Source organism: Pseudoalteromonas sp. SA25, from assembly GCF_011378705.1.
Taxonomy (GTDB): domain Bacteria; phylum Pseudomonadota; class Gammaproteobacteria; order Enterobacterales; family Alteromonadaceae; genus Pseudoalteromonas; species Pseudoalteromonas arctica.
In genome coordinates this window covers 279,830-299,157 of sequence record NZ_WTKV01000001.1, presented here as the reverse complement: position 1 = coordinate 299,157, position 19,328 = coordinate 279,830, and the positions used below count along the sequence as shown (strand labels likewise).

General features: G+C 40.1%; 14 protein-coding genes. 6 read left to right on the top strand and 8 right to left on the bottom strand.

Annotation, left to right across the window (positions count from 1 at the left end):
* The first annotated feature begins 453 nt into the window (after nucleotides 1-453).
* The gene (gene yihI, locus GQR45_RS01370; RefSeq protein ID WP_007582074.1) at nucleotides 454-1,050 is read left to right on the top strand and encodes a Der GTPase-activating protein YihI; all 597 of its coding nucleotides are present in this window, start codon (nucleotides 454-456) and stop codon (nucleotides 1,048-1,050) included.
* A gap of 12 nt (nucleotides 1,051-1,062) precedes the next feature.
* Nucleotides 1,063-1,578, top strand: a complete 516-nt coding sequence (locus tag GQR45_RS01365; protein WP_010553820.1) for a DUF2489 domain-containing protein — start codon at nucleotides 1,063-1,065, stop codon at nucleotides 1,576-1,578.
* A 94-nt stretch (nucleotides 1,579-1,672) separates the two neighbouring features.
* On the opposite strand, the gene hemN is transcribed toward GQR45_RS01365, so the two are convergent.
* Entirely contained in the window at nucleotides 1,673-3,046 is a 1,374-nt protein-coding gene (hemN, locus tag GQR45_RS01360; RefSeq protein ID WP_165724889.1) for an oxygen-independent coproporphyrinogen III oxidase, read from the bottom strand.
* Nucleotides 3,047-3,170: 124 nt separating this feature from the next.
* Nucleotides 3,171-3,704: a ribosome biogenesis factor YjgA gene (yjgA, locus tag GQR45_RS01355; protein ID WP_007582068.1), complete on the bottom strand. Its 534-nt coding sequence runs from the start codon at nucleotides 3,702-3,704 to the stop codon at nucleotides 3,171-3,173.
* 144 nt (nucleotides 3,705-3,848) lie between these two features.
* On the opposite strand from yjgA, the gene pmbA reads away from it, so the two are divergent.
* The 3 genes from pmbA (at nucleotide 3,849) to GQR45_RS01340 (ending at nucleotide 8,247) form a co-directional block, all read left to right on the top strand.
* Complete coding sequence (gene pmbA / locus GQR45_RS01350) at nucleotides 3,849-5,198, top strand: metalloprotease PmbA (RefSeq protein WP_007582066.1); 1,350 nt, start codon at nucleotides 3,849-3,851, stop codon at nucleotides 5,196-5,198.
* A 72-nt stretch (nucleotides 5,199-5,270) separates the two neighbouring features.
* A complete protein-coding gene (locus GQR45_RS01345) occupies nucleotides 5,271-5,756 on the top strand; it encodes a DUF721 domain-containing protein (protein ID WP_165724888.1) in 486 nt (161 codons plus the stop codon).
* Nucleotides 5,757-6,171: 415 nt separating this feature from the next.
* The gene (locus GQR45_RS01340; protein WP_010553817.1) at nucleotides 6,172-8,247 is read left to right on the top strand and encodes a M13 family metallopeptidase; all 2,076 of its coding nucleotides are present in this window, start codon (nucleotides 6,172-6,174) and stop codon (nucleotides 8,245-8,247) included.
* Nucleotides 8,248-8,534: 287 nt separating this feature from the next.
* Here the strand turns inward: GQR45_RS01340 and GQR45_RS01335 are convergent, their stop codons facing one another.
* From GQR45_RS01335 to GQR45_RS01320, 4 genes are all read right to left on the bottom strand, one after another.
* A complete protein-coding gene (locus GQR45_RS01335) occupies nucleotides 8,535-9,602 on the bottom strand; it encodes an aminoglycoside phosphotransferase family protein (RefSeq protein ID WP_165724887.1) in 1,068 nt (355 codons plus the stop codon).
* Between the two features lie 23 nt (nucleotides 9,603-9,625).
* The gene (mutT, locus tag GQR45_RS01330; protein WP_007582062.1) at nucleotides 9,626-10,024 is read right to left on the bottom strand and encodes an 8-oxo-dGTP diphosphatase MutT; all 399 of its coding nucleotides are present in this window, start codon (nucleotides 10,022-10,024) and stop codon (nucleotides 9,626-9,628) included.
* A 68-nt stretch (nucleotides 10,025-10,092) separates the two neighbouring features.
* The gene (gene secA, locus GQR45_RS01325; RefSeq protein ID WP_007582061.1) at nucleotides 10,093-12,807 is read right to left on the bottom strand and encodes a preprotein translocase subunit SecA; all 2,715 of its coding nucleotides are present in this window, start codon (nucleotides 12,805-12,807) and stop codon (nucleotides 10,093-10,095) included.
* Nucleotides 12,808-13,178: 371 nt separating this feature from the next.
* A complete protein-coding gene (locus GQR45_RS01320) occupies nucleotides 13,179-15,206 on the bottom strand; it encodes a methyl-accepting chemotaxis protein (RefSeq protein ID WP_165724886.1) in 2,028 nt (675 codons plus the stop codon).
* 116 nt (nucleotides 15,207-15,322) lie between these two features.
* Between GQR45_RS01320 and GQR45_RS01315 the strand changes: the two genes are divergently transcribed.
* On the top strand, nucleotides 15,323-16,093 hold the full coding sequence (locus GQR45_RS01315) for an NADP-binding protein (protein WP_165724885.1): 771 nt from the start codon (nucleotides 15,323-15,325) through the stop codon (nucleotides 16,091-16,093).
* Here GQR45_RS01315 and hutH read toward each other — a convergent pair.
* Both hutH and hutU read right to left on the bottom strand, forming a co-directional pair.
* On the bottom strand, nucleotides 16,090-17,625 hold the full coding sequence (gene hutH / locus GQR45_RS01310; protein WP_165721234.1) for a histidine ammonia-lyase: 1,536 nt from the start codon (nucleotides 17,623-17,625) through the stop codon (nucleotides 16,090-16,092). The two genes, GQR45_RS01315 and hutH, sit on opposite strands and share 4 nt — an antisense overlap.
* A 2-nt stretch (nucleotides 17,626-17,627) precedes the next feature.
* Nucleotides 17,628-19,301, bottom strand: a complete 1,674-nt coding sequence (gene hutU / locus GQR45_RS01305; protein ID WP_165724884.1) for a urocanate hydratase — start codon at nucleotides 19,299-19,301, stop codon at nucleotides 17,628-17,630.
* Between the last annotated feature and the right edge of the window lie 27 nt (nucleotides 19,302-19,328).

Genomic DNA, 19,328 nt, shown 5'->3' with positions numbered 1-19,328 from the left:
AATAACTATCAAGGAAAGTAACGCGGCATGACTACATAGCATAAGATTAGTGCTACTAAAGGAAATAATAAAAAAGTGTCAGGATGACCGAAAATAATAAAAAACTCATGGAAGTTTAATAATAAAAACAAAATGGAATGTAACAAGGAACGTAAAAATAATAACAATACGGACTGATAATAATAAAAATAACAAAGACTAAAAAAAGTCGAAGGGAGAAGTGTCCAGATAATGGCGCTCAGATTAGCAGGCGGTAGAGATGTTTTCTCTACCGCCTTTTTATTTGTCCTGTTACAATACCCACCGTTTAAAATTAGCGATTAATTAGCTAAGGCGCTTTTAAATGAGAGACCCAACCTCTAAGCGCAAACTGAATTCTTCTGGCTAGGCCAGCACTGCGATGCCCATTAATTTGCGCTTCGCTCAAAACCTCTTAAGTGAGATGATCAAGATATGAGTAGAACTAAAAAGTCACGCAAAAGCCCAGCAAACGGACCTGTTCGTTTAAGCCAAGATAAGCTTAAAGAAATGCGCGCATTAAAAGAGCAGCGAGTTAAAAAAACCAAAGGCGCTAAGCCTGGTTCTCGTAACGCGCCAGATTTACTAGATAGCGAAAGCCATAATGCTGGTCACGCGCCTAAAGATAAGCGTGTAGGCAGTAAAAAGCCTGTACCATTAATTGCAACTGCGCCTGAGCCTAAAGTTGAAATGAAACGCAACTTAAAGCCAACTATTGAGCTGAAAAAGGTAATCGAGCCTGAATTTACACCTGAACAAGAGCTAGAAGCACTTGAGAATGACGAGCGTTTACTTAAATTAGTAGAGCGTCATGAAGAAGGTGAAATGCTAACTGGTAAAGATGCTAAGTACTTTAATAGCCGTATTGCTCGTCATCAGGCGCTATGTGAAATTCTTGGTATTGAAGACGAGGATGAAGACGAATTTGAAGATGACCTTGAAGATGATATTGAAAGCAAAGGCAATTCTGATTTCGATCAATACTTATCTGACGATTTAGCCAACGAATGGTTAGATGAAGACGACAAATAGTAAGGATAAATAATGAGTACCGCGGTAATTTTAGCCTTACTTTTAGGCGCTGCTATAATAGTTGGTCTGGCATTTTATGCGGGTCAGTTGCTGTATAAGTTAAATGCGCAAAAAAAGTTAATTGCTAAAACGCAGGCTGAACAAAAGCAAAAGCTTGAGAAGTCGCGTTTAAAGCGAAATGCCAAACTAGCCGATAGTATTCATTTAATTGCGCGTGCAATGAATGAAGAGCAGTGTGAGTTTTCTGAAGGCTGTTTACGTATTTGGGTACTTATGTCTCAATATGGCTTTGAGAGCGAGCGTGATTTAACGACACAATATCCTGGCATTTATAAAATGTACCAGGTAGTTAAAGAAATGCCGACACACGATGCACGTAAAAAATATGCTAAAAAAGAGATTTTTAAGCTAGATAAGGCTCGCTGGCAAGCTGAAGAAACACTTAAAGATGAAGTTAAAGCCGATTGCGCTAAAATTATCATCGAGTTTAAAGCCGCTCCTGGCAGCGATAAAGTGGTTTTTAACTAGCTTTAATTTTTCTAGTACTCAAAAAAAGCAGACCTTGGTCTGCTTTTTTTATGCGTAAAAATTTTCATACTAATTGCATTAAATTAGTGATCTGCTAAATCACTCGTGAAAAACGCGTCGCATTTATTTGTTTTTGTAAATGAGCGTCAAAGCACATGCAAATAATACGAATGAATAAGTTGCCGCGTGGCGTTACGCTAATTTTATTATCATTTATAGTGACTAGTTCATCTTTTATAAGTGGCGTAAGCGCAATTAACGCATCCTCAAAGTAGTCATTAAATATAAGCGCATGCTTTTCGCTAAAGTCTTGTATATCTAATTCAAACTGGCAAATGAGCTGCTTAATTGCATCAGCACGAATTACATCATCATGCGTTAAGTGCATACCTTTATTAAGAGCACAGCCGATTTGTGTTTCGATGCTGTGGTAATAATGTTTTAATTCTTTTTGATTTTGTAAAATGGCAGTGCCAATTTGTGAAATTGATGACACGCCTAAGCCTAATAAATCACAATTTCCATGGGTTGTATAACCTTGAAAATTACGATGTAACTTGCCTTCATTTTGCGCAATAGCTAGTTCGTTATCGGTTTTTGCAAAGTGGTCCATACCAATAAATTGATAGCCTGCTTGCGTCATCTGCTCCAGCGTGTTTTTAAACATAGTGAGTTTATTATGTGCACTGGGTAAATCTGCATCTTTAATCTTACGCTGTGCGGCAAAGCGCTCTGGTAAATGCGCGTAGTTAAACACCGATACTCGGTCAGGGCTTAACTCAATAAGTTGCTCTATAGTTTGCTTAAAGCTCTCTGGCGTTTGCAGAGGAAGCCCGTAAATCATATCTGCATTAATAGATTGAAATCCCAGCTCGCGAGCTTGTGTAATTAATTGCTTAACCGTATCTGCATTTTGCGGGCGATTAACAGCAAGTTGCACGTCGTCGTTAAAGTCTTGAATCCCAAATGAGACACGGTTAAAGCCAAGCATCCTTAAATCAACGAGCATATTATCGGCAAGTGAGCGTGGGTCTATTTCAATGCCGCGCTCTGTTGTGCTTGTAAAATTAAAGTGCTGCTCTAAAAGCTTAATTAGACGAGTCATTTGTTTTGCGGTTAAAAAGGTGGGAGTACCGCCACCTAAATGTAATTGCTCAACCGTGTAGTTTTTAAATAAATGAGCTTGGGCAGTAATTTCTTTTGCTAAAAAGTCGAGATACGTATCTGCCTTAGATTGATGGCGGGTAATTATTTTATTACAGCCACAGTAGTAGCAAAGCTGACTACAAAACGGGATATGAATATATAGAGAGAGTGAACGACTCGTTGATGATTCTACAGCGCTAAGTAGGTCTTGTTGTTGATATCCATCACGCAGTGATAGAGCTGTGGGATACGAGGTATAACGCGGGCCAGACACATTATATTTGTTTATCAGGGTTTGATCCCATTGTGGAAGTTTAATCATCACGCGCACCTAAGTATTTATTTAGGGAGTGATTATAAAAAAGTACGCAGTGAGGCGGTTTGATCTATAACAAAAAAGGTGCCGAAGCACCTTTTTTAATAAAATATCAATTAATGCGGTCTAATTAATACGTAACAGTATGGGCATCTTTGAGATATTGAAATAACTCTTTATAACCTTTACCCGGCTTTTCAGCTTTCGCTTCTTTCGCCGCATTACGAACCAATTGACGCATTTGCTGACGATCAAGAGACGGAAACTGTTCAATAGTCTCATTGATAAGGTCATCACCTTGTTCAATTAGGTCTGAACGTAATTGCTCAATTTTTTTGACCAATACTTCAGCTTGGTTATTTTTATTAAGCATTACATCGATAATCGCTCTAATAGCGTCAATGTTTTCTACAGTACGCAACGTTTTAGCGATGTAGTTTAAGTGACGGCGGTACGCGTCACTTTTATTACTTATTTTATCAGCAACAACCATTGCCGCTTTTAAATCGTCATTTAATGGCAGGCGTTCGCGCTGTTTTTTACCCATTTTGGCAATTTCAGTACCTAACTGATGAAACTCTTGCGCTTCGCGCTTAAGCTCCGTTCTTGATACATATTCAATTTCTTCTTCAATTTCAGCAGGCTTGCCTTTTTTCTTTGCCATGGGGTGCTCTTAAATAAAAATAACTTTTGCCATTATACATGAATATGATACTTAGGAATATTAGCTGATGTGATGCATTGAGTGTGTTAGCATTTAAATATAAGAAATGCGTGCATTATGCCTCTAAGGCTCAGGACTTAATTTATGAAAAGCCAACAAAACGATCCAATTTATTCTCAAATATCGCAAGTTAAAGATGCGGTAGCAGAAGTACTCGAACATGCCAAAAAATTAGGCGCAACAGCTGCAGAAGCGGCTATGTCTAGCACGTCTGGTTTATCGGTTAGTACACGAATGGGTGAAGTAGAAACCATTGAGTTTAACCAAGACGGCGGCTTAGGCATTAGTGTATACGTTGGTAATAATAAAGGTTCGGCGTCAACCGCTGATTTAAATCCAAAAACATTGCGCATGGTAGTCGAAAAAGCGATTGATATAGCCAAATTTACATCGGATGACCCATTTAACGGCGTTGCTGATAAAGAATTGCTTGAATTTAATCCTAAAGATTTAGATTTATACCATCCTTGGGATGTAAGTCCTGAGGAAGGTATTGAGCTTTGTCATGCTGCTGAGCAAGCTGCATTAAACGCAGATGAGCGTATTGTTAACTCTGATGGCGCGAGTTTTTCATCTCACCAAGGATTACGTGTTTATGGTAACAGCCATGGTTTGATAACTGGCTTTCCACGCACTCGTCATAGCATTAGTACTATGGTAATTGGTCAAGATGGTGAGCAGATGCAACGCGACTCTGCTTATACTGTTGCACGCGACCAAGCGGGTTTAAATGACGCAGCGGCAGTTGGGCTTGAAGCAGCAGCTGAAACATTGGCTAAATTAAATAGCCAAAAGTTAGGCACAATGAAAGTGCCTGTTATTTTTAGAGCCGATATTGCAAATTCATTGTTTGGTCACTTAGTGTCGGCAATTGGTGGTGGTGCGCTTTATCGTAAATCAAGTTTTTTACTTGATAGCTTAGGCACACAAGTATTTAGTAATTGTGTGAATATTGCCGAGCGCCCACATATTTTAAAAGGGTTGGCGTCGTCACCGTTTGATAGCGAAGGTGTTAAAACATTCGATAGGGAAATTATTCAAGGCGGCGAGCTACAAACTTATTTATTAGCAAGTTATGCCGCGCGTAAAATGAATATGACCCCAACAGGGCATGCTGGCGGTATACATAACTGGCTTGTTGAGCAAACTCATAACGATTTAACTGCACTATTAAAAACGATGGGCACCGGCTTATTAGTTACAGAGCTAATGGGGCAGGGCGTAAATACCGTGACGGGTGATTACTCTCGTGGTGCTGCTGGTTTTTGGGTTGAAAATGGTGAAATCCAATATCCTGTAAGCGAAATTACCATTGCTGGTAATTTAAAAGATATGTTTAAAGGCATATCTGCTATCGGTGGTGACATAGAACGCCGTGGTGGTATTCAAACTGGCTCAGTATTAATAGAGCAAATGCAAATAGCCGGCGCGTAGTATTAATACGCAGTGTATACTTAGACCTAGAGTATTATCTCTGGGTCTAAGTGAGCTTTTACGAGGTGTAAAATGGCTAAAGATAGATATGCACCAAAACCGCTAACCGATATTATGGCGGGGTTAAATAATCGTTTATCAGCTTATGCAGGCAAAAGCCAAGCACTTGATACACAGCAAACCCTATTAAAAGATTTTTTGGGTCCTAAGTTGGGTGATAAATGCCGAGTCAGTAATTACCGAGACGGCACGCTAATGATAGAGGCGGTATCTGCACCTATCGCGCTTAGGCTTAATTATTTAAAAATGGATATGCTTTCACATTTTAGAGCAGCCGGAATGGCAGAGCTCGGGCAAATAAAAATAACTGCAAATCCTCAAGCAACTCAGAGATTAAGTGCAGCGAATAAGTCGGGCAGTCCTGCAGTTACCAACTCACGTAAAATGAGTGAGCAAACAGCTGATTACTTAAACGCGATAGCATCTTCTGCACCCCCTTCTTTAAAAGAAAAACTAGAGCGTTTAGCGCTTCACGGAAAAAATAAAAGTAAGTCTTAACTACCCACCATCTTGTTATTGGTGGGGCTAATTTGGCAGCTCACCGCATTCAAAATACTTTGTTACATATTCCATTTTATTGTTGGCTTAATGAGGTTTATGATACTGCGTGGGCTTTATATTGATCGAAAGCTCTTTGATACCCATTCCATTAAGTAAAAGCGTGTAGGCAGTGCTATTTTTACTCCTGCTATATTCAAGAATTTAATGGAGTTGGTATGTGATACTAACCTGCATAAGTCTTTGATCAATTTAACGAATTAAATTGCACTATAACGTCGTTAAAAATTTTTTATTTAGAGCAACTAGATACAAAAACTTTTGCCTGGTTCTAGCGTAATTTTCTTAACGTTAAATAGACCCCATATATAAGCAGATTGGTATGATTCAATTCTAACTAACAAACGGAATAATTATGAATAAAGTAACAATGGCTGCTGCAAGTATCGCACTTGCGCTTGGCTTGGTAGGTTGTGGTGAAAAACAACAAGAAACTAAAGTAACCGACACTCCAGTAGTAACAGCACCCGCTGAAAAGCCACTAGAGCTTGGTATTGAATTAGCTAATATGGATAGTTCAGTACGCGCACAAGACGATTTTTACTACCATGTAAATGGTCAGTGGTTAGCTAAAACTGAAATACCAGGTGATAAATCTAACTACGGTTCTTTTTCGCAGTTATATGATGAGTCGCAAAAAGCGATGAAAATAGCCCTTGAAAGTGCAGCCGCAAACAAAGCCGCTAAAAAAGGCAGTGATGAGTACAAAATTGGTGCATTTTATAAAAGCTATATGAATAAAGATGCGCGTAATGAGCTAGGTATTACGCCATTACAACCGTCATTAGATACAATTGATAGCGTTAAATCTAAAGCTGATTTAGTGGGTTTAATGGCTAAAATTCAAAAACAAGGCGGTACTTTACCGTTTGGTTGGTTTGTAAATAACGATGCTAAAAATTCAAGTGAGTATGCATTGTATTTATCTCAGTCGGGTCTTGGTTTACCAGATCGTGACTATTACTTAAAAGATGACGAAAAATTCACTAAAATTCGCGCTTCTTACGAGCAATACATCACTGATGTTTTAGCAAAGTCAGGCGTTAAAAATGCAGCAGAAGCAGCTAAGAGCGTACTTGCATTTGAAAAAACACTAGCTGATGCTCAGTGGAGCCGCGTGCAAAGCCGTGATGCAACTAAATCTTATAACAAGATGACAGTAGCAGATGCAAGCAAGTTGATGGGTGACCTTGATTTAGCTGCATTCTTTAAAGATGCAGGCGTGAGTGCAAGTGACATTATTGTACGTCAACCAAGCTACTTAGAAGCACTTGCTACTATTTACAAAGACACTGATTTAGCGACGTGGAAAAACTACTTAAAATTTCATTTTGTAAGTGGTTATGCAGAGCTACTTAGTGAAGATTTAGTTAACCTTAACTTTGACTTTTACAGCACAACACTTCGTGGCGTAGAAGAACAAGCACCTCTTTGGAAGCAAGCGGTTGATGCATCTAACAGTGTACTTGGTGAAATTTTAGGTAAGGTATACGTTAAAGATAACTTCCCGCCAGAAGCTAAAGCACGCATGGAAGAATTAGTTGATAACGTAATTAAAGGTTACGGTGTTGCTATTGAAAATCTTGAGTGGATGAGCCCTGAAACAAAGCTTGCAGCGAAAGAAAAACTAGACAAATTTACGCCTAAAATTGGTTACCCAGACACGTGGAAAGATTACTCAGAGCTAGATATTAACTCAGATGAGCTAGTAGGTAACTACATTCGTTATAGCGAATGGGCATACGCAGACATGATTGCTAAATTGGGTAAACCAGTTGATCGCTCTGAGTGGCACATGACTCCGCAAACAGTAAATGCGTATTACAATCCAGTAAACAACGAAATTGTATTTCCAGCCGCTATTTTACAACCGCCATTCTTTAATTTAGAAGCGGATGATGCTGTAAACTACGGCGCAATTGGTGCAGTAATTGGGCATGAGCTTGGTCATGGTTTTGACGACCAAGGTGCTAAATACGACGGTGATGGCAACTTACGTAACTGGTGGAGTGAGACTGACCTTAAGCAATTTGAAGAGCGTACAGCGGCTTTAGTTGCACAGTATAACGAATATAAACCGTTTGAAGATGCAAGTGTTAATGGCGAGCTAACGCTTGGCGAAAACATTGGTGACTTAGGTGGCTTAACGGTTGCGCATAAAGCGTATATGCTGTCTTTAGGTGATAAAAAATCACCAGTGATTGATGGTTACACAGGCGATCAACGTTTCTTTATGGGTTGGTCACAAATTTGGCGTCGTAACTATCGCGATGAAGAGTTACGTAATCGTTTATTAACAGACCCTCATTCACCAAGTCACTACCGTGTAATCGGTATCTTGTCGAATATGCCTGAGTTTTACGAAGCGTTTGACGTAAAAGAAGGTGATAAAATGTATATCAAACCAGAAGATCGCGTAAAAATTTGGTAATTTACTAAATAGACTGATTTAAAGTTAATAAAAAACCAGTAAGTTTTTAGCTTACTGGTTTTTTTGTATCTTGAATTTGTAAATAACCTGAACTATGGATAATAAATCTATCTCAAGCAGCTATTTTCAGCGCTAACTGCGTTGAATTTACTTGAATAGGCCAGCTATTGACGCGTAAATTCGCCTTGTTTTCACTAAAAATCTCTGACTAGAGAAAATAAATTTAAATATCACCATGATTCAATGCGTTAATAAATCTCTTAACCAGAGTTCAGGTTAAATAAGCTTTAGCTCATTAAGCATTGGTGCATCCATTTTTCGTTACTGAGTATGTTTTTATAAAGCGCGAGTTGGTTTTGTGCTCGCTCTAAATTATGCTCTGCATGAGCCACCTTAAAGTACACATCGTTATTTAAATAATCAGTTAAAAAGCGCACACTTAACATGAGCGGCATTATTTTAGCGCCTAGCAGCAGGCTTCCTTGTTCTTTTGTACTCATGCTACTTTTTAATGGCGTTACATAGCCTTTAACAATGGCTGAAAATATATCTTTTCGAATAATAACGTTGTGTAAGTTTGTTGAATCCTCGGCTTCGGGGGAGCAGAAAGTGCGTACCATGTCGCCAAAATCATAAAGCCTAAATCCCGCCATGCAGGTATCTAAATCAATCACTGCTTTTGCTTTGTGAGTTGCACTACAAAACAGCATATTATTTATTTTTGTATCGTTATGACACACTCTAAGTGGTATCTGCTTAGCTATACTACTAAGCTCGGTAATTAAATGCTGCTGTGATAAGCAATATTCTATTTCGTCAGCGCAGTGCTTTACTCTATTTACAGAGTTATTTGTGATTGCGGTATTTAATTGCTCAAAGCGCATCGCTAAGTTATGAAAATCAGGGATTACAATATGTAGTTGTTGTGCATCAAAATCTTGTAATGCATGGGCGAATACGCCAAAGGCGTAAGCCGCTTGCTCGCTCTGTTGCGCATTTTTAACAACGTCTTCGCTGTAACTGTCACTAATATAGCTAAGGACGCGATAATGCGCGCTATCAATTTCTATTAAGTGTTCGTTGTTTTGTATGGCTATATGCTTAACTGTTTCAAGGGGGTAGTTGCTTTGTAGTTGTTTGGTATTTAAATGCTGCTCAATTAGTTTTGCATTACTTACTAACTGAGCAGGGTATTTAAATACCTCAGTATTAAGTTTTTGCACAATAAACTGTTTATCAATACACGTAAGTAGCCATGTACTATTTATATGGCCGCTACCAATCACACTAACTTGAGTTAACTCAGGATTTAATGATAATTGTTCGCTTAGCTTATTTTGTATTGAGATGTTCATTGTGCTCACTTGTACCTAGTTTGTTATGCGTATCGGGCTACTATTTTCTCGATAATTTCAGCATTAGCTTCAGGAAAATCATAATTTTCTAATTCACTAATTGCTACCCATTCACTAGGTTGCCCTTCAGCGCCATGTGCTTCACCGCTAAAGTTACTTACTACGTGTACATCTAATTTAACGCACTTATCGCCGTAGTCATGCTCAATCACCATAAGTTGACTAGAGCTGTGAATTGTTAATCCAACTTCTTCAATAAGCTCGCGTTTAAGTGCAACAAAAACACTTTCACCTGCTTCTACTTTGCCACCAGGAAATTCCCATAAACCGCCTTGATGTTGTTCATCTGCGCGTTTACAAATGAATATAGCGTTATTTTTCTTAATAACACCAACAGCTACATGTACAATTTCTATAGTCATTACTTTAAAACTCCATAAAAAAAAGCGACGCTAGCGCCGCTTTTTAATAAGCTAATAACAATACTGGGCTATTTTAATTTACCGCAACATTGTTTGAATTTTTGACCTGATTTACAAGGACAAGGGTCATTACGACCTACTTTTGGTTCTGTACGAGCCATTACAGTAGCTGTTTCTGGTGCTGGCGCTTCGCCACCTACTTGCTCAGCTTCTTCATGTTGGTATTCGCGAGGAGCATTTTCACTTTTACGGTGTTGCTCTTCTACTTTTTCAACATCTTCTTCTGCGCGTACTTGTACTTTACTTAGGATGCTTACAACATCTACTTTCAAGTTTTCAAGCATTTCAGAAAACAGCTCAAACGATTCACGCTTATACTCTTGCTTAGGATTCTTTTGCGCGTAACCACGTAAATGAATACCTTGACGTAAGTGATCCATAGCAGCAAGGTGATCTTTCCAATGCTGATCAAGACTTTGTAGCATAATCGCTTTTTCGAATTGACGTAAAACAGAATCGCCAACTTGCTCTTCTTTTTGCTTGTATGACTGCTCAACCGCCTGCTCAATACGCTCACGAAGTTTTTCTTCGTATAGTTTATTGTCATCTGCTAACCACTGAGTGATTGGCAACTCAAGTAAGAAGTCTTGTTTTAAACGCTCTTCAAGGCCAGGAATATCCCACATTTCAGCAAGGCTTTGCGGTGCGATGTACTGATCAATTACACTAGCAAGAACATCACCACGAATTGCTGTGATAGTCTCTGAAATATCGCCTTCTTCAAGTAGCTCATTACGTTGAGAGTAAACAACGCGACGTTGATCGTTTGCTACATCATCGTACTCAAGCAATTGCTTACGAACATCAAAGTTACGTGCTTCTACTTTACGCTGTGCATTTTCAATCGCACGGTTTACCCATGGATGTTCAATTGCTTCACCGCGTTGCATACCTAGTTTACGCATCATGTTAGTCATGCGTTCACCAGCGAAGATACGCATTAGTGCATCGTCCATCGATAGGTAGAAACGGCTAGAACCGGCGTCACCTTGACGACCAGAACGACCACGTAATTGGTTATCTATACGACGAGATTCGTGACGTTCAGTACCAATGATATGTAAACCGCCAGCATCAATTACCGCATCATGGCGAATTTTCCAAGCTGCTTTAATTTCAGCAATTTGCTCAGCAGTTGGGTTCTCAAGTTTTTCAACTTCACTGTTCCAGTTACCACCTAACACGATATCGGTACCACGACCGGCCATGTTGGTTGCAATTGTTACTGTACCTGGTAGGCCAGCATCTGAAACGATATCTGCTTCTTGCGCATGAAATTTGGCATTAAGTACGTTGTGCTTAATTTTTTCTTTGCGTAAAAACTGCGATAAATACTCAGAGCTTTCAATTGAAATAGTACCTACAAGTACTGGTTGTCCGCGGTCTTGACAGTCTTTAATGTCAATTAAAATTGCTTCGTATTTTTCTTCTTGTGTTAGGTAAACTAAGTCGGCGCGATCATCACGAACCATTGGCTTATTAGTTGGCATAACAACAGTATCTAGGCCGTAGATAGATTGAAACTCAAAAGCTTCAGTATCGGCAGTACCTGTCATACCTGCTAATGTTTCGTATAAACGGAAGTAGTTTTGGAACGTAATAGATGCAAGTGTTTGGTTTTCGTTCTGAATATTTACACCTTCTTTAGCTTCAACAGCTTGGTGTAAACCTTCTGACCAACGACGACCTTCCATTGAACGACCAGTATGCTCATCGATAATGATTACTTCGTTTTCTTTTACTACGTAATCAACATCTTTTTGGTATAGCTTGTGGGCACGAAGGGCGGCATAAACGTGACTTAGTAGCGTAATGCTTGCTGCTGAGTAAAGCGAATCGCCTTCTTCAATTAAGCCGCGTTCAGTAAGTAGCTCTTCTACTTTAATTTGACCACGTTCTGTTAAATGAACTTGCTTAGACTTTTCATCAATAGTGTAATCGCCGTCACCTTCAACACCTTCTTCGTCTTCTTTTTCTTGAAGTTCAAGTAAAGGAACGATGGTATTTATTTCAGTGTATAGCTCAGAGCTGTCCTCAGCTGGGCCTGAAATAATAAGCGGAGTACGCGCTTCATCAATTAAGATTGAATCCACTTCATCGACTACGGCATAAAATAATGGACGCTGAACACGTTCATCAATGCTAAAAGCCATATTATCGCGAAGGTAGTCAAAACCAAATTCGTTATTTGTACCGTACGTAATGTCAGCAGTATAAGCTAGCTTCTTCTGCTGTGGCATCATACCCGGTACGTTACAGCCTACAGTAAGGCCTAAAAATTCAAATAACGCACGGTTGGTTTCAGCATCACGTTTAGCAAGGTAGTCATTCACAGTAATTACGTGAACACCTTTGCCTGTTAAGCCGTTTAAATAAGCTGGTAGGGTAGCTGTTAGTGTTTTACCTTCACCGGTACGCATTTCTGCAATGCGACCTTGATGTAAAACCATACCACCTAATAACTGCACGTCGAAATGACGCATGCCATTTACACGCTTTGACGCTTCACGTACCACAGCAAAAGCTTCAGGTAGGATATCGTCAAGGCCTTGTCCGTTATCGTAACGTTCTCTAAACTCAGCTGTTTTAGCTCTTAAATCTTCATCAGAAAGCGCTTCAAGTTGCGTTTCTAGCGCATTGATTAGCGCGACCGTCTTTCTTAAGTTTTTAATAGTGCGGTCATTGCGACTACCAAAAAGCTTGGTAAATAAATTAGATATCATGATAAAACCGTTACAATGTATTCTTTGTCAGCCGAGTATCGGCTAACCCATTTTTAACAATTGGTAATTAATATGTGCTTTTAAATAACACTTAGAACATATTAATTAGCAATATCGTATTAAACCGCTCAAAAAGCACTGTTTATTACGTGCGCTACTATACCAGACTCTGCCAAACAACAAACTATCTCAATAAAAAGATCTGTGTATAAAATCGAAAAATTTGATCTGGTTCGTAAAAATAACTTTGTATTACTCAATTACAGTAAAAATAGTAGCGAACTGTAAAGATATGGTGCTAAATAAATTAAAAACAAGGGTTATAGCTGCGCTTAAGTTTGACGCTTAAACACAGCTATTAAATGAGTGTTTTATAATTTAAATTGGTTAACCGTTTTGTTAAGTGCTGCAGCTAAATCACTTAAGTCACGAGCTTCGTCAGCGAGGGTGTGCGCATGGTCAGCGGTACTGTTCACTAAGTTATTAATTGCCGAAAGGCTCGTATTAATATCTTCAGCAACGACTGTTTGCTCCTCAGTTGACGTGGCTATTTGATGACTTTGGTCTTGTACTTTAGTGACCGACTGCGCAATATTGTGAAGTGAGCTAAGTACTTCTTTAGTTTGCAGTACTGAGCCCTCGGTTTGATCTTGTCCTTGTTGCATCATCACTGAGGCCTGTTGAGCTATTTGCTGCAAGCGCGAAATCATATTACGAATATCGTCAGTTGATTCTTGTGTGCGACTTGCTAGTGAGCGTACTTCATCAGCAACAACGGCAAAGCCTCGACCGTGTTCACCGGCACGAGCTGCCTCTATAGCCGCATTAAGTGCAAGTAAGTTGGTTTGATCGGCTATTGAATTAATTACATCTACTAATGCACCAATATTATTACTTTCTTGCTCAAGGCCTGCAACCACTTTAGATGCTTCGCCAATATGCAACGCCAGTTCAGTCATTACTTTTTGCGCCTGTGTAGAACGGCTTGCACCTTCAGCTGTAATTGCCTGAACTTCTTCAGCTGCATTATTTGTATGTTGTGCATTACGTGATATTTCAAGCACAGTAGTCGCCATTTCAGTTACCGCGGCGCTGACGCTATCAACTTGCTGCTTCTCTTGCTGAATTTCAGAATTAGTTTGCTCAGAAACATGTCTTAGCTGAGCTGCTGCATTACTTAGCTGTTCTGCTTGCGCTGCGGTTTCTAGCATCATGGCTCGTAATTTATCAATAAAAGTGTTCATATGATTGGCCAGCTGTCCCACTTCATCTTGGCTATTAATATCAATTTTTTGAGTAAGGTCGCCTTCACCCGATGCTATATCACGCATAATGTGCGTAAGTGTAGTGATGGGTTTTGAAATCATATGGGTAGCCCATAAAATCATGGCTAATATAATAATTAAGATAATAACTACTGCAGTTGTTGTTGCGGTTACTGCGGCATTTACGGGCTCTTCAATCATGCTAGTAGGAATAAGTAGACCTACATACCAATCTATATGAGGCTGCTCTAGCTGCAGACGATGGTAAACCACATAAAACTGCTCACCTTTAAAAGTAACCATTTGGCTGCCTTTAAGGTTATTTCGCATTTGTGTATTTAATTCTTTAAAGCCTGCTGTATCTGTAAATTGTTGCTCAAGCGCATCGAGTCCTTCTTTACCGTTTGCACCTTCATCTGTAATTGAAAGTTTGTGTCCAGTGGCTTTTGAAAAGTGAACTACTTTTTGATTTCCATCGAGTAAAAATCCATAACCTTGGCCGTTAAAGCGAATATTTTCGACCATGTCGTTAATTTTGTTTAGTTGTAAATCAACACCGCCCATACCAATGAGTTTACGCTGTGCGTTATAAACAGGTTGTTGTACTACTGCAGATGCTACGCCTGTGGTTAAATCAACAGAGATTGGACCTACGTAAAGTTTGTTAACTTGCATGGCTTCTTGCCACCAACCACGCTTGTAGGCGTAATAAGGCTGGCCGTTGTAGTGACTTGTACGTTCATTTTCTTTAAAGTATTCACCGGTGGTTGCTGAGGCAAAAAAGGCCGATAAGATGTTTTCGTCGTTTGAGCTTAAACGCACAAAGTCTTGGTTTACTTCGTTGTAACCTGACGCGCTTTCGAGTGCTTGATCGCGAGTATCCCAATTTTCAAAAAAATTGATCAAATGTGGGTTATTAACAAAGGTTGATACCATTTTACCGTACATCGCAAAGTAACTTTGCATTGAAAGTTGCTCGGTCTGTAGATAACTTTGTGCTTCGTTTTCTATGTTTTCTCTAGAGAGATTAGCAATGTGTTTAACAAAAAATGTTGAGGCGATAATTAGTAAAACGGTAATTGTTCCACCAATCAATAATAATATTTTCTTCCGTAATGATAAATTATTTAGCATGAGTGCGCATATTTTTATTATTTATGAAATTATATCTAATCATATCTTACTTAAAATCTCTATAAAGTTAGATAGAAAGAACTAATTATGCGTTTAAAATAAAGGCTTATACAAAAATGACAAATAAAAGTAATAAATTAGTAGTATTAGGTGCAGGTTGGTTAGGGCATGCTTTATGCGTAAGTGCGCAAAAAACTGATTGGCAAGTACAAGGAACGCATAGAACAGATATACACGAGTTTGATTTTGAGCGTCAGTTTACACTTGAAGATGGGCAATTAAGACATCAAGTTGATTTACAAAATGCTTATTGGGTATGTGCTATTCCACCACGTAGCAGAGACAGTGAAAGTAATTATCCTGAAACCCTCACCGCAGCGCTTAAGCTCTCAAAGGAGTTAAACGCAAAGGGCTTTTTATTATGCTCATCAACCGGCGTATACGATCAAGAGCCTGGTGTATATAGCGAAAGTTGCGATATTTCATGCACAAACGAGCGCCAAATAAAGCTCTATGAGGCAGAAGAGCAAGTACTTGAGCAAGACGGGAAAGTGCTGCGTTTAGCTGGATTACTAGGGCCTAATAGAGAACCTGGTCGTTTTGTGGCAGGCAAAGAGCTTAATACATCAAGTGAGCAAGTAGTAAATATGGTGCATCAACAAGATGTAATTAATGCTATTTTTACAGTGATAGAGCACTGGCAAGTAGGGCAAAATATTTATAATGTTGTTAATCCTGCGCACCCAACAAAAGCTGAATACTATGCAGTGAAGTGTGCAGAACATGGTGGCGAGTTACCACGCTTTACCAGTGATGATAAAGCTGAGCGCAAAGTTATTGGCTCAGCTATTGAAGCGCTAGGCTTTACTTACCAATATGGTATTTAATATGCTGAAGGCAGGGGACTGCTCTCTATGAAGTCGCATAGCTTACCTTCACTTAGTAATGTATTAGCAGCTTCGATATCGGGAGCAAAGTAGCGGTCTTTATCATAATAACTCACATGCTCGCGTAATAACGCTTTAGCGCTTTGCACTTTATTTGATGGTTCAAGCGGCTTTCTAAATTCTAGCCCTTGAACCGATGCTAACCATTCTATTGCCAAAACACCTTGGGTATTATTGGCCATTTCATCTAAGCGCCTTGCTGCAAAGGTTGCCATAGAAACATGATCTTCTTGATTTGCAGATGTAGGCAAGCTATCGACCGAAGCCGGATGCGCTAATGATTTGTTTTCTGACGCAAGCGCTGCTGCGGTAACTTGGGCAATCATAAATCCTGAATTTACACCGCCGTTTTCAACTAAAAATGGCGGTAATTTGGATAGGTTTGAATCGATAAGTAATGCAATTCGCCTTTCTGCTAATGCACCAATTTCGGCAATTGCGATAGCTAAGTTATCGGCGGCCATTGCAACTGGCTCTGCATGAAAGTTACCTCCCGATATTATGTCGCCTACATCGGCAAAAACTAGCGGATTATCGGTTACACCGTTTGACTCGCATAACAATACTTCTGCGGCTTGGCGTATCTGAGTTAGGCAAGCACCTAGCACTTGAGGTTGGCAGCGAAGGCAGTATGGATCTTGTACTTTTTCACAATTTACGTGGGAATCACTAATTTGAGAGTGCGTATCGAGTAGCTCTCTAAATACTTGAGCGGTGTCTATTTGTCCGCGCTGACCACGAATATCATGAATACGTGCATCAAATGGCGCGCGACTACCCATTGCCGCTTCTATGCTTATCGAGCCGATAACGCAGCTTTGTGCATATAAGTTCTCGCTTCTAAATAGGCCTTGTAGTGCAAACGCAGTCGACGCTTGTGTGCCATTTAATAATGCTAAGCCTTCTTTAGCTGCAAGGGTAAGAGGTTCAAGCCCCGCTATTTTTAACCCTTGTGCTGCACTAATTATTTTTCCTTTATGTCGCATTTGACCTTCAGCTAATAAAGGTAGGCACATATGCGCAAGAGGGGCTAAATCCCCCGATGCCCCCACGGAGCCCTTTTTAGGCACGCACGGATATACTTCGCTACTAAGCAGCTGCATAAAAAATTGGATTACTTGCAGGCGAATACCCGAGTAGCCGCGCGAAAGCGAGTTTACTTTTAAGGTGATCATTAACCTTACTGTGCTGTCATCCATGTATTCGCCAATGCCCGCAGCGTGTGAAAGCACAATGGAGCGCTGTAATAATTCAAGTTCGTCGTCGGCAATTTTGGTATTAGCTAATAACCCAAACCCGGTGTTAATTCCGTATACAGTGCGGTGCTCATTAATAACGTTTTGAACGGTTTGTGCGCTGGCTGCTATTTGTGATTCAGCATGCTTTACAAGGTTTAACTTTACCGGTGAATTATTAATTTTTCTCAATGTGTTTAAATCAAGTGAGCCTGGTGTGAGAGTAAGTTCGAACATGATCATTCCTCGTTTAGCATAGGTAGGTCTAAATTTTGTTCTTTAGCGCAGTTCTTTGCTATGTCGTATCCAGCATCAGCATGGCGCATTACACCCGTTGCAGGGTCGTTCCAAAGTACGCGAGCAATACGCTCTTTAGCTTCATTTGTACCATCGGCAACAATAACCACACCTGAGTGTTGGCTAAAGCCCATACCTACACCGCCACCATGATGAAGAGACACCCAAGTAGCACCACTTGCCGTATTAAGCAGTGCATTGAGTAATGGCCAATCCGATACTGCATCTGAGCCATCTTTCATACTTTCTGTTTCACGGTTAGGGCTGGCAACTGAGCCCGAGTCGAGGTGGTCACGACCAATAACGATAGGGGCTTTAAGTTCGCCATTTTTAACCATTTCATTAAAGGCCAGTGCAAGGCGTGCTCTATCTTTTAAACCTACCCAACAAATACGTGCAGGTAGCCCTTGAAATTGAATGCGTTCACGCGCCATATCAAGCCAGTTATGCAAATGTGCATCATCAGGAATAAGCTCTTTTACTTTAGCGTCGGTTTTATATATATCTTCAGGGTCGCCTGATAATGCTACCCATCTAAATGGTCCAATACCTTCACAAAATAAAGGGCGAATATAGGCGGGTACAAATCCAGGAAAATCAAACGCGTTGGTAACACCTTCATCAAACGCCATTTGACGAATATTATTTCCGTAATCAGTAGTGGCGGCACCCGCTTTTTGCAGCGCCAGCATGGCTCTAACTTGGACTGCCATTGATTGTTTAGCTGCTTTTACTACCGCTTTTGGATCTTGCTCACGCATTTTTGCAGCGTGCTCCATTGTCCAGTTTTGTGGTAAGTAACCATTTAATGGATCGTGAGCTGATGTTTGATCTGTGACTACATCAGGTGTAATACCTGTTTTAACCAGTGTACTAAATACATCGGCAGCGTTACCAAGTAAGCCAACTGATAGGGCTTCACCTTTTATGCACGCGTCGGTTATTAATTGCAGTGCGTGTTCAAGGTTCGTTGCTTTTACATCAACGTAGCCTGTTTTTATACGAAAATCGATACGGCTTTCATCACATTCAACAACTAGCGCACTAAACCCTGCCATTGTAGCGGCAAGTGGTTGCGCACCGCCCATACCACCAAGGCCACCCGTTAATACCCACTTGCCTTTAGCACTGCCTGAAAAATGTTTCTTTGCCATGGCTATAAAGGTCTCGTAAGTGCCTTGTACAATGCCTTGCGAGCCAATATAAATCCAAGAACCCGCTGTCATTTGTCCGTACATCATCAAGCCTTTTTTATCGAGCTCGTTAAAGTGCTCCCAATTTGCCCAGTGTGGAACAAGGTTTGAGTTGGCAATAAGTACACGAGGGGCATTACTGTGGGTTTTAAATACACCAACGGGTTTTCCTGATTGTACAAGCAGAGTTTCGTCGCTTTCGAGTCTATCGAGGGTTTCTATAATTTTGTCATAACTTGGCCAATCACGAGCTGCTCGGCCAATACCACCATATACAACAAGTGCATGAGGATGTTCTGCAACTTCAGGGTCTAAATTATTCATTAGCATGCGCTTAGCAGCTTCAGTTTGCCAGCTTTTAGCACTTATTTTATCGCCATGAGGTGCACGTATTACGCGACTTGTGTCGAGTCGGTTGTTCATGTTTTGCTCCTGTTGTATATACAAGGT

Coding starts and splice junctions, on each gene's coding strand:
- GQR45_RS01320 (WP_165724886.1), bottom strand. CDS start 15,206: ATGCTAAATAATTTATCATTACGGAAGAAAATATTATTATTGATTGGT.
- hutU (WP_165724884.1), bottom strand. CDS start 19,301: ATGAACAACCGACTCGACACAAGTCGCGTAATACGTGCACCTCATGGC.
- secA (WP_007582061.1), bottom strand. CDS start 12,807: ATGATATCTAATTTATTTACCAAGCTTTTTGGTAGTCGCAATGACCGC.
- GQR45_RS01345 (WP_165724888.1), top strand. CDS start 5,271: ATGGCTAAAGATAGATATGCACCAAAACCGCTAACCGATATTATGGCG.
- GQR45_RS01335 (WP_165724887.1), bottom strand. CDS start 9,602: ATGAACATCTCAATACAAAATAAGCTAAGCGAACAATTATCATTAAAT.
- yjgA (WP_007582068.1), bottom strand. CDS start 3,704: ATGGCAAAGAAAAAAGGCAAGCCTGCTGAAATTGAAGAAGAAATTGAA.
- GQR45_RS01315 (WP_165724885.1), top strand. CDS start 15,323: ATGACAAATAAAAGTAATAAATTAGTAGTATTAGGTGCAGGTTGGTTA.
- mutT (WP_007582062.1), bottom strand. CDS start 10,024: ATGACTATAGAAATTGTACATGTAGCTGTTGGTGTTATTAAGAAAAAT.
- GQR45_RS01365 (WP_010553820.1), top strand. CDS start 1,063: ATGAGTACCGCGGTAATTTTAGCCTTACTTTTAGGCGCTGCTATAATA.
- GQR45_RS01340 (WP_010553817.1), top strand. CDS start 6,172: ATGAATAAAGTAACAATGGCTGCTGCAAGTATCGCACTTGCGCTTGGC.
- hemN (WP_165724889.1), bottom strand. CDS start 3,046: ATGATTAAACTTCCACAATGGGATCAAACCCTGATAAACAAATATAAT.
- hutH (WP_165721234.1), bottom strand. CDS start 17,625: ATGTTCGAACTTACTCTCACACCAGGCTCACTTGATTTAAACACATTG.
- yihI (WP_007582074.1), top strand. CDS start 454: ATGAGTAGAACTAAAAAGTCACGCAAAAGCCCAGCAAACGGACCTGTT.
- pmbA (WP_007582066.1), top strand. CDS start 3,849: ATGAAAAGCCAACAAAACGATCCAATTTATTCTCAAATATCGCAAGTT.